Source organism: Pseudomonas sp. GW456-L12 (genome assembly GCF_059424045.1).
This window is the reverse complement of the sequence record NZ_JBWKZA010000008.1, coordinates 20,218-34,131: the sequence shown is the minus strand read 5'-3', so window position 1 is coordinate 34,131 and position 13,914 is coordinate 20,218. Positions and strand designations below refer to the sequence as shown.

9 protein-coding genes are annotated in these 13,914 nt (G+C 62.8%); all 9 read right to left on the bottom strand.

Annotated features, from left to right (window positions below; genetic code table 11):
• Positions 1-6: 6 nt before the first annotated feature.
• Positions 7-1,572, bottom strand: coding sequence for an MBOAT family O-acyltransferase (locus tag AC07Y9_RS12465; protein ID WP_007930046.1), 1,566 nt, complete (start codon positions 1,570-1,572; stop codon positions 7-9).
• A gap of 228 nt (positions 1,573-1,800) precedes the next feature.
• Positions 1,801-2,925: a mannuronate-specific alginate lyase gene (locus AC07Y9_RS12460; protein ID WP_007932826.1), complete on the bottom strand. Its 1,125-nt coding sequence runs from the start codon at positions 2,923-2,925 to the stop codon at positions 1,801-1,803.
• 7 nt (positions 2,926-2,932) lie between these two features.
• The gene (locus AC07Y9_RS12455) at positions 2,933-4,381 is read right to left on the bottom strand and encodes an alginate O-acetyltransferase (RefSeq protein ID WP_007932828.1); all 1,449 of its coding nucleotides are present in this window, start codon (positions 4,379-4,381) and stop codon (positions 2,933-2,935) included.
• An 11-nt stretch (positions 4,382-4,392) separates the two neighbouring features.
• Positions 4,393-5,997 carry a mannuronan 5-epimerase AlgG gene (algG, locus tag AC07Y9_RS12450; protein WP_102679315.1) on the bottom strand — a complete coding sequence of 535 codons (1,605 nt, stop codon included), beginning with the start codon at positions 5,995-5,997 and terminating at the stop codon, positions 4,393-4,395.
• Positions 5,998-6,023: 26 nt separating this feature from the next.
• Positions 6,024-7,511: an alginate export family protein gene (locus AC07Y9_RS12445; RefSeq protein ID WP_007932832.1), complete on the bottom strand. Its 1,488-nt coding sequence runs from the start codon at positions 7,509-7,511 to the stop codon at positions 6,024-6,026.
• Positions 7,508-8,866, bottom strand: coding sequence for an alginate biosynthesis TPR repeat lipoprotein AlgK (gene algK, locus AC07Y9_RS12440; RefSeq protein ID WP_371858192.1), 1,359 nt, complete (start codon positions 8,864-8,866; stop codon positions 7,508-7,510). The genes AC07Y9_RS12445 and algK overlap by 4 nt, the downstream gene beginning before the upstream one ends.
• A 200-nt stretch (positions 8,867-9,066) precedes the next feature.
• The gene (locus AC07Y9_RS12435) at positions 9,067-10,236 is read right to left on the bottom strand and encodes an alginate biosynthesis protein Alg44 (protein ID WP_053259716.1); all 1,170 of its coding nucleotides are present in this window, start codon (positions 10,234-10,236) and stop codon (positions 9,067-9,069) included.
• A 35-nt stretch (positions 10,237-10,271) separates the two neighbouring features.
• Positions 10,272-11,753, bottom strand: coding sequence for a mannuronan synthase (alg8, locus tag AC07Y9_RS12430; RefSeq protein ID WP_009042274.1), 1,482 nt, complete (start codon positions 11,751-11,753; stop codon positions 10,272-10,274).
• Between the two features lie 204 nt (positions 11,754-11,957).
• A complete protein-coding gene (locus AC07Y9_RS12425; RefSeq protein ID WP_087091309.1) occupies positions 11,958-13,274 on the bottom strand; it encodes a nucleotide sugar dehydrogenase in 1,317 nt (438 codons plus the stop codon).
• Positions 13,275-13,914: the final 640 nt, after the last annotated feature.

The window sequence follows — 13,914 nt, the reverse complement described above, 5'->3', positions numbered from 1 at the left end:
GATCCCTCAGAACTGGAAGTAAAGGAACGGCGAGAAGCTTTGCGCCGAGAGTTTGAGAATCGAAGCGATGAACAGCAGCAGCACCAGGGTGCGCATCACGTAACGCGGCCAGTCGGCGACCCAGTAGGCCGGCTGGACCTGGGCTTCGACGCCCACGGTGTAGCCCGGCTGGTGGATGCTGTCCGGCTTGTCCCCCGGTACGGCCTTGATCAGGCCCGGCTGGGCGGTGGCCGGACCGTCGGCCTCGGTGTTGATTTCAGGCTTGCTCTTGACCGGCGTCGGGTTGCGATACAGGTCACGCAGGCCGAAGAACGCCAGGGTGGCGTAGGCCACGACCAGGGTCGCCACTTGCAGGCCGGTGAGGCTGGCGCGGTTGAGTTCCGACAGCGACCAGTCGCCGAAGCTGAACATGGCGCCGTACATGCGACCGGCGACGTGCAGGTTCTCGGCGCGGAAGATCACCCAGCCCATTACCACCAGCAGGAAGGTCAGCGCCCAGCGGATCGGGTTCAGGCTGCGCGGCGAAGTGTTGATGCCGAGCATCTTCTCGATCGCCAGCCACATGCCGTGCCAGGCGCCCCAGACCACGTAGGTGATGTTCGCGCCGTGCCACAGGCCACCGAGCAGCATGGTCAGGAACAGGTTGCGATAGGTCATCAGCGTGCCTTTGCGGTTGCCGCCCAGGGTGATGTACAGGTAGTCGCGCAGCCAGGTGGACAGGCTGATGTGCCAGCGCCGCCAGAACTCGGTGATCGACTGGCTGATGTAGGGCTGCTTGAAGTTTTCCATGAAGCGAAAACCCATCATCAAGCCCAGGCCGATGGCCATGTCGCTGTAGCCGGAGAAGTCGAAGTACAGCTGCGCGGTGTAGGCCAGGGCGCCCAGCCAGGCGTCGCCCGTGGTCGGGTTCTGCAGGGCGAAGCAATGGTCGGCGACCACCGCCAGGGTATCGGCGATGAACACTTTCTTGATGAAGCCCTGCATGAAGCGCGTGCAGCCTTCGGAGAACTTGTCCAGGGTGTGGGTGCGGTTGTTGAACTGGTCGGCCAGGTCGCGAAAACGCAGCACGGGGCCGGCGATCAGGTGCGGGAAGATCGCCACGAACGCCGCGAAGTCGATCAGGTTGCGGGTCGCCGGGGTGTCGCCGCGGTAGACGTCGATGATGTAGCTGATGGACTCGAAGATGTAGAACGAGATACCGATCGGCAACAGCACGTGGGTCAGGATGAACGGCTCCAGACCGAACGAGGTCATGATCGCGTTGATGCTGTCCACGCCGAAGTTGGCGTACTTGAAATAGCCGAGGATGCACAGGTCGACCGCCACGCCGAGCAGCAGCCAGCGCTGGGCCGGCTTGGTGCGTACACCGGCGGCACCGACTTTCAGGCCGATCCAGTAGTTCCACAGGGTGACGCCGGCGAACAGCGCCAGGAAGTCCACCCGCCACCAGGCATAGAACACGTAGCTGGCGATCAGCAGCAGCAGGTTGCGATAGCGTTGCCCGCTCAGGTAGTACAAGCCGAGAAAGATCGGCAAGAACAGGAACAGGAACACATTGGATGAGAAAACCATCCCGATCTCTCCATGTTTGACCAACAGTAAAGGGCCAGAGCCCCCCCAAACCCCCCCGTGAAAAACCGGGGGCGGCGTATTGCATTCACTGACGCCGTCTGGCGTCCGTATCGGCTGTCGCCACGCCCCGTAGGAGCGAGGCTTGCCCGCGATGAACGATGACGCGGACTGGCAGTTGGACCGAGGTGCCTTTATCGCGGGCAAGCCTCGCTCCTACAGAGACGCGTGTTACGAACCCTTGTTGCCCTTCTCGTGCGAGGGGTCGTAGACCTTGGTCAGGTCGCCACCCAGGCGGAAGGTCTTGAACGGTTGCATCTTGTGCTTGCGTTCCAGTACATCCGGGGCGCAGGTGTAGAGGCTGCAGAAGGGTTCGAGCCAGGCGAATTTCGAGTCGACCTTGAGGTCGGTCATGTCCTGTTCCTTACCGTTCTTTTCCTCGAACTCGTCCGGGTCTTTCACCCCGGCCAGCACCCGCTCGCCCAGGCGTTTCAGGGCGCCGTTGTTTTCCTGGCGCAGGTCGACGCCGTTGACCTGGGCGAAGCTGGCGATCATCGCCAGCGGCGGCAGGGCGTAGTTGTGATAGGCCAGGGCGCGTTGCTGGCGCTTGAGTTCGTTGGGCAGGAAGCCGTTGGCGTCGACCTGATTGGCGCCGACCTTGTATTCCTTCACCGCCCAGTCGAACAGGTCGCGGCGGTTGGTCGCCACGGCGGTGGCCATCACCGACCAGGCGGCCCAGTACGAGTGGTTGTTGGTCTGCTCCAGCGGCAGGTTGTCCCAGTCGCTGACCACCTGGTCGGCCATCTTGCTGAACCAGGCCTCGATCTGCTGCGCCTGCTGCTGGTGAGTGTCCAGCGGATGGGAGTCGGAAAACTTCAGGCGCAGGTAGGCCGAAGCCATGCTGCCCAGGGCCCATTTGCGCATGGACTTGCCGGTGTGGTTGAAGTCCTTGGACATCAACGCATCGGCCTGGGCCCAGGCGCTCAGCCAGCTCAGGGTGCAGTCCAGTTGTTCCGGACGGCCGTCGCGCATGAACTGCATCACCCGCTTGCTGGTACCGCGCTCGATCTTGGTGATGTCGGCGGTGCTGTCGCGAAAGGCCTTTTCCGATTGCACGTTGAGGGTCGCGCGAGCCTTGTCCGACCCTTCGTACTTGCTGCGAAATTGCAGCGAGCCGGTGTAAGGCGCGGGCATGGCGTCGCAGCCTTCGCTGTGGTCGCCGCTCTTGAATTTATCCACCGGCGCGTAGTAACCCTGGGGCGGGCGCAGTGGGGCCGCGGCCTGGGTTGCGCCTGCGAACATCGCCAGGCTCAACAGGCTCGGTGCCAGTAACTGTTTCAGCGTTTTGCTTTGCATAGGAACCTCATTGCCCGATTTGCGCGGTGCGTTGACCGGCATCCGGGAATACGTTGCGTTTGCAAATTTTCGCTTCGACTTTCTGTGCCGCGGCGCCGGCTTCCGGACCCTGGACTTCGACTGCCAGCAGGTTTTGCGAGGCCCAGTCTTCGTCGGTGCGCAGTTCAAAGGCGAAACGCCCGTCGGTGTCGGATGTTTCCGGTTTGTCGATCTTGATGTCCTCGTGGCGCCCGTTCATGTACCAGAGGGTGGCTTGCAGGGTTTTCACCGAGGTGTCGGCGAAGCGGATATCGACCTGGTGGCTGCTGTTGCGCAGGTCCATGTTCTTGCTGTTGACCATCAGCTCGTTCTTGCCGGGCTTGAGGGTGGCGCTGGCGCTCATTTGCGCCGGCTTGCCTTCGCAGCCGTTGTCGAGCAGGGCCATCATCTGCCGGTAGATGGTTTCCTGGTCCAGGCGGTACAGCGGCGAGAATTCCCAGATCAGGATCTTCGGTGGCTTGGTCTGGAATTCCTCGCTGCCCAGGTACTGCAGCATGGAGCCTTCGAAGCCACCGCCGGGAAAGGCGACGTTGAGAATGTCGGCGCCGATCTCTTCCTGCAGGAAGCCGGCGAAGTTGTAGTTCTTGCCGCTGTGGCTGGTGCCCACCAGGGTGATCTCCGGGTTGCCGGAATCGCCGAACAGGTCGCCGTCGCCGGCTTCGCCCTTGGGTTCGGTGGTGAACTGGTCCATGTACTGGATCGCGTAGCTGGTGCCGCAGAGCTGGCCGGCCATGTTGTGCAGGGTGCCGGTCTTGCCCATGCGCCCGGACTTGTGGGTCTCGAACTCACGCTTGGGAATGTCGGCGAAGGCCGGCAACTGCTTGACCTTCTGCGCCACGATCTTCGCCGTGCGCTGGGCGCCGTACGGGGTCCAGTGCTGGTCGCCGCGGAAGTAGAAGTCGTGGGCCGGCAGGGTCTCCGGCAGTTGCTCGTTGGTCAGCGGCGACAGGTCCGGCACCACGTAGCCCATCTGGGCGAAACGGCCGAGCATGCCCTGGTAGTTTTTCAGTGCCTTGTCGTAGTCGAAGCTGGCCTTCTCCTGCGGGTTGAGCTTGTTGCGGTTCACCAGGCCACGGGTCGGCTGGTACACCAGCACCAGCTCCACACCCTTGCTCTTGAAGGCGTCGTGCAGCTGTTGCAGGCGGCGATAACCTTCCGGCGTGGTGTTGAATTCGGTGCGCAGGTCTTCCTGGGTACGGAACAGCCAGTCGCCCTGGGCTTGCACCAGGGTGGTGAAGTTCTGCTGGTAACGGGTGGTGTAGTTCTTCGCGTCGTGGGCCGCCGGGCACAGGTTGCAGCAGGGCTCGGCGGTGAACTTCGGTGCCTGGGTTTCATCGGCGCGAGCGCTGTTACTGGCGGCGAGAATGCCCGCGGTCAATGCCGAGAGGCTCAAGAGTTTGATCAGGTGTGGGCGCATGACAGTCATCCTCAATCGCGCATTTCGGTCTGGCGTTCGACAGGGTCGATCAGCACGGCTTTCTGCTGGCGCACCAGCAGGTCAAGAATTTCGTCCTGGCGCTCGCCGAGGATCCCCGAGAAGCTGATGCCGCTGCTCTTGGTCGGGGCGAGCATGGACACGCGGTACAGCTCGACGCTCAACGGCGAGTCGATGGACATCGGGCCGCTGCCATTGGCGGCCAGCTCACCGCCGACCACGATCAGCGACACCTGGGCGTCGAACGGGTCGAGCTTGATGTCGCGGTCGGTGTCGGAGAGGTCCTTGATGTGGCCGTAGACGCCGGTCAGGCCGTTGGCCATGGCGACGTTCTCGTACAGGCGGATGTTCACGCTGTTGCGAATGCGGATGCCGTGGCGCCGGTTGCTGATCACCTTGTTGCCCCACAGCAGGTTGTCGGCACTCTCGTAGAGGGTGATGCCGTCGGTGTGGTTGCGGTAGATCTCGTTGTCGGCGATCAGGTTGTTCACGCTGTTACGGTCGATCACCAGGCCCGAAAGTTTGTTCTCGTAGCTGCGGTTGTTGAAGATGAAGCTGTCGTTCACTTCCCGGGAAATGATGATCCCGTGCTTCTTCTTGGTCCCGTAGACGGTGTTGTCGGCGATGATCAGCCGGTGCGAACGGTCGTGGGGGTCGATGCCGTAGACGATGTTGTCCTTGTAGGTGTTGCCCTTGACCACGAAGTCGCGGGTCTCGTAGCAGTAGAAGCCGTACCACATGTCCGAGAACTCCGAGCCGATGATCCAGCCGGTGGGTTCGGGGCGCTTGAGCACCTTGGCCATGTTCGGCGTGTACTGGGAAATACTCACGCCGTAGGACTTACTGTTGGCGTAGCCGAAGCTGGCCATCTTGCTGTTGACGATGTAGGTCTCGGTGCCGCCCCAGGCCAGCAGGAACGGACGGAATTCCTTGGGCGAGTTGAAGGTCGCCGGGCCGTTGTCCTTCTCGCGCCAGCCGGTGACCTTGGTGTCGCGCACGAACAGCTGGCCGTCGTTGACCATGAACGAACCGCCTTCCTGGGACAGGCGCAGCTCCTGGGTCTGCTGGTCGATTTCCAGGATGCCCTTGCGCCCGACCACGATCGGCAGCCGCGCCAGGTACACGCCCGGCGAGGTTTCGCTGATGTACTGCTTGGGCAGCTTCTTCGCCAGCTCCTTGAGGTTGACGTAACCGTCGTCGATGAAGATCGCCTGGGGGATGCCGTGCTGGCGCACCACCCATTCGGCCATCTTGTTGTCACCGCCGATAAAGTCCTTCAGCGCGTCTTCCTGCATCATGCGGCGCACGCTGATCTTGCCGGGCTTGCTGCGCACGATCTTCGCCGCCGCCGCTTCGGCGGTGTAGCCGGAGAGGTCGGGCAGGGCCGGCTTGGCCAGGTTCAGCGGCGCGGTGGGTGCGCTGCTGACGGTGTAGGTCTTGGCCTGCTGCAGCTCCTTGGCCACGGTCGGCTGCTTGCCGGACGTGGCGGCCGGAGCCGGTTCGACGTTGGCGAAGGCGGCGCTGCTGGCCAGCAGCATGGCGCCGGCCAACAGGCTGATCGAGCCTCTGATCGCTGGGCTGTTCATCGGGCTGTTCATCTCAGGCACTCCCTTGGCGGCTCGCATCAGAAACGCCAGATCACGTCGACAAAGGCGCGGTGCATGTACGAGTCGACGTTCTTGCCATAGGCATCGCCCGGCTTGAACACGCCGCCACGAAAGCGCACCAGCGCCGAAGGCTCGTCGATCGACTGGCTGAGCGCGGCCGGCAGCAGGCCTTGCTTGAAGTACTTGGTGACCACCAGGTCCACTTCCTGGCCAAGGTCTTTCTCGCCATCGCGCAGCGGCAGGGACGAGCTGGAGAGCAGGGCGCCGGTGGCGTCGTCGTAGTTGTTTTCCACGGCGTTGATACCGTTGCTGCCCACCGGCTTGTTACCGTCCACGCGCCAGAACTTGTGGTAGATCAGGCTGGCATCGTATTCGTCGGCGAGCATCCAGGAACCGAACAGGGTGGCGGTCTGCATGTTGTTCATTTCGCCGCGGAAGGCTTCGCCGAAACGGTGCACCCGCGAGCGGGTCCCGGTGTAGTTCGAGCGGTTGCTTTCCAGGCCGTTCTGTTCGTAGTCGCCGCTGGCGCGGGCGTAGGCCGCGCCGACCTGCCATTTCGGGTCCAGGCGCAGGCGCACGCCGAGGTCGGTGGCCCAGCCGTCGAGGCTCTCGCCGCTCTTGGCCTGGGCCGGGCGGGTGCCGTCGGCGTTCAGCGCGTTGACCTTGTCGCGGTCGCCGCTCATGCCGGTGATGCTCGCCCAGTAGTTGACGGTGTTGGTGTTGCGCCAGTTGTAGGCGTCGCTGTTGGCTTCCAGGCCGAGCCAGGTCAGGTCACCGTTCTGGCGCTTGTCCAGGGAGTCGGTGGCTTCGCCCGGGACCGGGTAGTCGAGCTTGCCGTCGTCGTGGCTGTGGTGTGCGCGCACGCCAGCCCAATGTCCCGGGGTCCACTGGTAGGCCACATCGCCATAGACATGCAGGCGATCCTTGTCTTCCGGCGCCAGCTCCTTGAGGTCGGTGCGGTACTCGCTGAAGCGCTCGGCGATGCCGACGTTGGCGCGCAGCAGGGTGGTGTCGAAGGTCCAGTTCAGGGCTTCGATGTTGGTGTCGCGCCATTGGCCGTCGTCGTTGCGCAGGCGCTGGCGACCGAACTTCAACTGCTCGCCCGGGTAGGGGGTGAGGCCGCTGTAGCCGATCCAGAACTCGCGCATCGCCAGGTAGTTCTTCTTGCTCTTGCGGTCGCTGTTGTTGCTGCTTTCGGTGCTGGCGCCGTCGGACTGCTGCAGGGTGTCGGTCTCGATGATATCGGTCGAGGTCACCGCCTGGCCCATGGCGTAGGCGCTCCAGTTGCCGCTTTCGCCGTAGACCCAGGGCCGCAGGTCGAGGCCGACGCCATTGACGTCGCCGCCGCCCAGGGTGCCGAGGTCACGGTCGTCTTCGGACTGGCCGGTGATCTTCACTTCCAGGCCGAAGTTCTTGCTCTCGGTGATGGCCGCGAGCGTCGGGCAGGACCAGATCAGGGCGAAGCTCAGGCCGATACCGGCCTTCACGAATGGATTCAACTTCATAGGGATTCCTCACCGTCTTCTTCCTGCAGCGCGTGCAGTTCCAACGTGTTCTGGCTCAAGGCGCCACGCACGGCCTGCTCTTGTTGCAGCAGGCGTTGGGCCTCGGCGCGTTGGCCTGGCGGCAGTTGGGCTTCGAGTTGTTGCGCAAGCTCGTTGGCTTGCGGGGTGTCCTGGGTCTTGGCCAGCTGGCTGAAGACATAGGCGTTGAGCGGGTCGGGCTTGGTGCCCTTGCCCTGGGAGAACAGCTGGGCGATGGCGAAGTCGGCGCTGTTCTGGCCGTTGCGCGCAGCGGTCAGCAGGTGGTCCAGGGCTTTTTGCGGATAGACCTGGCCCAGGTAGCCACGGCGGTAGATCTGGCCGAGGTAGTAATCGGCGGCGACTTCCTTGCCCTGGGCCTTCTTGAAGTGTTCTTCGGCGACCTTGGCGTCGGCCGGGACCATCTTGCCTTCGTAGTAGAGCTTGCCCAGCAGCAGTTCGGCGCGGGGCTGGTCGGCGGCGCGACCGTTGTCCAGGTACTGCATCATCTTGTCGACGTCGCCGAGTTCAGGGAAGTCGTAGAGCAGTTGCGCCAGGGTGACCCAGGAGGCCGGGTAGCCGGGAGCGATCGGCTCCAGCAGCGCCTGCGCGGTTTTCTCGTCGGTCTTGCCCAGGCTCGCATCGCCCAGCACCCGAGCCACGCTGTCGACCCGTTGCGCGCTGATGGCGCCGCGGGCGTGGCCGGCCTGCAGCTGTTTGAGCAGCTCGGCCTGTTGCTCCGGCTGGCCGCGTTTCTGGTACACGGTGGCCAGTTCGACGTAGCAGATATCGGTGACGTTCAGCGCCGCCTTGCAGATGGTTTCCACCTCGGCCAGGTGCTGGTCGTAGGTACCCTGGGTGCGGTACAGCAGCACCTGGGCCAGGCCGGCTTCCGGGTAGCCGGCGCTGCGCCATTGGCTGATCTGCTGCTGGGCGTTGACCTTGGGGAAGCTCTGCGGATATTGCAGGTAGAGCATCGCCAGCGGGATCAGGGTGTTGCCTTCACCATTGGCGAAGGCCTTTTTCAACAGGCCTTCGGCTTCGTGGTGCTCGGTTTCGGTGGAGCCGGGCTTGGCCACCAGCAGGCGACCCAGGCGCGCCTGGGCCCGCGGCGAAGTGTCGGCCGCGGCGCGGTAGGTCGCCTCGGCTTGCTTGATCTTCGCCGGGTCGCGGGTTTCCATCTGGATATCGGCCAGGCCGACCTGGGCGTCGCTGTAACCCAGGTCCGCCAGCTGCCGGTAGTTCTGCTCCGCGAGCACGGTGTCGCCGCGCTTCAGGGCTTCGTTGGCCAGGCGCTGGTCGGGCAGGCCGGCGCAACCGGCCAGGGCCATGGCGGTCATCAGAGGCAACAGCAATGCCGAACCCTGTAGCCGCTGCCGCAGGCTGCGATCGGCCGCGTAGCGGACGGGTTCCGGACGGCGCGCTGTGTTCGCCAGACCGCATTCATCCCCTTCACGAGTGCGTTGCACTCGATCGCAGCCTGCGGCAGCGGCTACAGGGGCCGTTTTCGTCATCGGGAGTGGGGTATGAATATTCATGGTTAGAGACCGGCAGCCATGGCTTTGTCGATCAGCCAGTTCACGGATGGGCCACGGTCGCTGCTGACTTCCACCGGGCGGCCGGCGAAGGCGCTGCTCAGCGGGGCGTCAGGCTTGATCTGCACGCGAATGTCCGAGGACAGGTCGCTGCTGTTGAGGCTGGTGCTGCTGACGATGGTGCCGCTGCGTACGTCGTCTTCGCCGGCGATCTGGAAGCTGACCTTGGTCCCCGGACGCACGTCGGCGAACTGGCGGTAGGAGAAACGCGCTTCGACGTTGGCCTGGCTGTTACGCGGGACCAGCTGGAAGATCACGTCGCCCTTGCTGGCGTACTGGCCGTCGGCAACCATTTGCTGGGCCACGGTGCAGTCGCAGGGCGAGGTCAGGGTGCCGGTCATCTGCTTGCCGAACAGTTCCTCGACCTTGGCCGGTTGCAGCTGGTCTTCGTTCAGATGGCCCTTGAGCACGTCGAGCATGCTGGTGCTGAAGGTCGCCAGCGGGGCGCCCTTGGCGGCCACGCCGTCGGCCTGGATCAGGCTCTGCACGGTGCCGTCGCGCGGCATGGTGACGTTCATCCCCGGCGCGCTGACCAGGCCGGCCTGGGCGTGGCTGACGAAGTACATGCCGTACACCGACTTGAGGATGAAGCCGAAGGCCGCCAGGCCAACGACGAAGATCCCGGCGCTGAAGGTCACCGCGCGCAGGCGGCCCAGGGCGCTCATGCCGTGGCCGGCGTCCTTGTTCTTGCGCGCCTTGGTGAAGTTGTCGCGCTGCAGGGTGGCGAGCACGTCGCCCATGGTCACGATGTCGCCGGCCAGGTGCGAGGTGATCAGCTGGCGCAGGGTCGAGATGTCCTGGGGCTCGAGGTTCTGGAACTGGCAGCCGACCCGGCCGCTCTGGCGATCCACGGAGCGCACCTGCAACTCCACGTCCATCGCCAGCCCGAGGTTGTCGATGACGAACTGCAGGCGGCCCTTGTGCACGTCGCCGACCTTGATCGGCAACTGTCCGCAGTTGAAGCTCAGACCGCCGGCGGAGAGGTCGATGACCCGCGCCTCGACCGGGGTCCGGTCGGGGCCGAAGAAGCGCAGCTTGGCCGGGATCTTGACCCGGGCGTGTTGGCGTTGGGCTTCGGATTCATGCACTACATTGACGTTCACGGCGGTGTTCATAAGGGCGATTTCCTAGTTAATTCAGGCAAGGCGGGTCAGACCATCAGCAGCAGCGCGGCAACGAAAATGCTGCCGGCGGAGAAGGTCATGGTCCGAGACGACCAGGTGTTGAACCAACGTTGAAAGCTGGCGAGGTCACGGGACAGAGCAGTCGGTTGGCGGGTCCAGGACTGTTGGTCGAGGCGGAAGAACACGTAGATCTTCACCAGGGCCCCGACGATCTGGTTGTAATAGAGGATCAAAGGGTAGGCCGGGCCGATCCGGTGCCCCGAACAGGACAGCAGCAGGGTCAGCAGCAGGCGGGTGATACCGATCCACAGCAGGTACACCAGGATGAAGGCGGTGCCGTACTTGAAGCTGGCGATCAGGGCCACGGTCAGGCCGAGCAGGGAGGTCCACATCGACACGCGCTGGTCGAACAGCACCACGCTGGTGAACAGGCCCAGGCGCTTGAGACCCAGGCCCAGGGCCCGGGAGTTCTGCCGCAGGTTGTTGCCGTACCAGCGGAACATCAGCTTGCGGCTGGCCTTGATGAAACTCTTCTCCGGCGGGTGTTCCACGGTGTTGATCGCTGCGTCGGGCACGTAGAAGGTGTCGTAGCCCAGGCGCATCAGGCTGAACCAGCTGGACTTGTCGTCGCCGGTGAGGAACTTGAAGCGGCCCAGGCGCCAGTGTTGCAGCGAGTCGCTTTCCACGTCGGCGATGAAGTCCGGGTTGGTGACCACGCTGGCGCGGAACACCGACATGCGTCCGGTCATGGTCAGCACGCGCTTGGACAGGGCCATGGAGCACATGTTGATGTGGCGCTGGGCGAAGCGCAGCTTGTGCCATTCGCTCATGATGTAGCCGCCGCGCACTTCGCAGAACTCGTTGGTGGTCAGGCCGCCGACGTTGCCAAACAGCTGGAACCAGGGCACGGTCTTGCGCACCACGCCTTCGCCGAGCACGGTGTCGCCGTCGATCACCGCTACCACGGCGCGGTCGTCCGGGAGGTGGCGGGAGATGGCGCGGAAACCGAAGGCCAGGCCGTCGCGCTTGCCGGTGCCGGGGATGCGCACGAAGTCGAGCTTGACGTGGGCTGGCGGGTTCATGCGGGCCCAGAGGCTTTTCACCAGCAGCTCGTCGGACATCTCCACGATCGAGCAGACCACGGTGGTAGGGAAGCCGCAGTCGATGGCTTCACGGATCACCGAGCCATAGACCTGGGCGGTGGTCAGGGCGTCGATCCGGAAGCTGGTGACCATCAGGTACACGTGGGACGGATCGGCGGCCTTGCCCAGCTTGCGGACCTTGCGGCGCAGGTGCGGGTAGACCACGTAGAGAAACAGCATGCCGCGCACGAAATGCGTGGCACCCATCGAGTAGCGCCAGATACCCACGGCGCCAATCAGGAAGATGAAGTCCTTCGATTCGGAGTCGAATGTGGACGCGGGCAACGCCAGGGCGAGACCCATCAGTAAACTCAAGAAAAACAGCCAACCTGCGGCCTGAAGTAGGCCGTGCTTTAGCCTGTGCATAATCTGCATCCGTCTCGATCTCGGGCGAGCCTGTGGGGTGGCCCGATGGGGTTAAGGCAGGCGAAAAAGCCGGGATGGCGTTGGCGCCCTGGCGGACGCCATCGCCAGCAAGCTGGCTCCTACAGGTGCGATGCAATCCTTGCAGGAGCGAGCTTGCTCGCGATCAACCGCGAAGCGGTTGCCGTGCTTCCCGAATCTGCCGGCTTACCAGCAGATACCTTCGGTCCGGCCGCTCGCGCTGGTGGCCTTGGACATGAACCCGACCAGGTCGATGACCTGTTTGCCATGCGGCACTTCTTCGGCCAGGGCGCGGAACTTCTCGTCGCGGTTGCCGAGGATGATCACGTCGGAGTTGTCGATCACCGAGTCGAAGTCCGCGTTGAGCAGGGACGAGACGTGGGGGATCTTGGACTCGATGTAGTCCTTGTTGGCACCGTGGACGCGGGCGTACTCGACGTTGCTGTCGTAGATGCTCAGGTCGAAGCCCTTGCCGATCAGCATTTCCGCCAGCTCCACCAGCGGGCTTTCGCGCAGATCGTCGGTACCGGCCTTGAAGCTCAGGCCGAGCAGGGCGACTTTGCGCTTGTCGTGGCTGGAGACGATGTCGAAGGCGTTCTGCACCTGGGACTCGTTACTGCGCATCAGCGAGTTGAGCAGCGGCGCTTCGACGTCCAGGGAACCGGCGCGGAAGGTCAGGGCGCGCACGTCCTTGGGCAGGCAGGAACCGCCGAAGGCGAAGCCTGGGCGCATGTAGTACTGGGACAGGTTGAGGGTCTTGTCCTGGCAGACCACGTCCATCACTTCACGACCATCGACGCCGACGGCCTTGGCGATGTTGCCGATCTCGTTGGCGAAGGTGACCTTGGTGGCGTGCCACACGTTGCAGGTGTACTTGATCATCTCGGCGACAGCGATGTCCTTGCGGATGATCGGTGCGTCGAGTTCTTCGTACAGCGATTGCAGGACGTCGCCCGAGGCCTTGTCGAATTCGCCGATCACGGTCATCGGTGGGAAGTCGTAGTCCTTGATCGCGGTGCTTTCACGCAGGAACTCAGGGTTGACCGCGACGCCGAAGTCGACGCCGGCCTTCTTGCCGGAGCAGTCTTCGAGGATCGGGATCACCACGTTGGCGACAGTGCCCGGCAGTACGGTACTGCGCACCACGATGGTGTGGCGGGAGGTCTTGTCGCGCAGGACAAAACCGATCTCGCGGCATACCGCTTCGATGTAGTTGAGTTCCAGATCGCCGTTCTTCTTGCTGGGCGTGCCGACACAGATCATCGACAAGTCGGTGTCGCGAATCGCCTCGGCGAAGTTGGTGGTTCCGCGCAGACGACCGGTTTGAATACCTTGCGCCAGAAGTTCACCCAGACCCGGTTCAACGATCGGCGATTTACCGGCGTTGATCATGTCGATCTTGTCCTTGGCAACATCGACGCCAACGACCTCATGGCCCCGTGCAGACAGGCAACCGGCACATACCGCGCCGACGTAACCCAAACCAAATATGCTGATGCGCATCGCATTTACCTCTGTGTTATTCACGCCATTAGATGGCCGGAGTTAATGTTTGCCAGCTGTAATTACGCACTCGGAAGTTCAACGAACAGGCGTTGAGATATCCAGTGCAGGCAGACTAAGTTCCGAGTGTCTAAATAAGTGCACTCAAGTTGTGCGCAACTTGGCCTTGTTGTAGGGGCTGCCCTTAAATGTTGCCGTCCTTCCTGTTGGAAGGCTGCTCCGAGGTTGGCGATAATCCTGATTTATAGGAATAGACCCATGATAATCAGGTAGTTACACGCTCCCGGAAGCGCTTTAAGGCGGGCTATGCCATGGCCTTGTAGGGGATAGTAATGGTGCATTATCTCCTGTGTATTGACCCTGAGTTCGAGTTCCTGAGCAGTAGGTCAGGACAATATGACAACTTCGCTACTGTCGTTGGATCCCATGTAAGTCATCTCCTACAAACTCGCTGAGAATCGTTACCGGTGGTATGAGCGGTGGTTCAGGACATAGTTCCAGACCGCTGATCCTGTTTTCTGAAATTTCTTGAAATATTGCAAAAGATGGCACTGCTTTCATATTGATAGCACTTACCATTTCAGCCTTTAGTTATGGGGAGTTAAAGCGCGGGGATATTTTTATGCCACTACCGATAAAA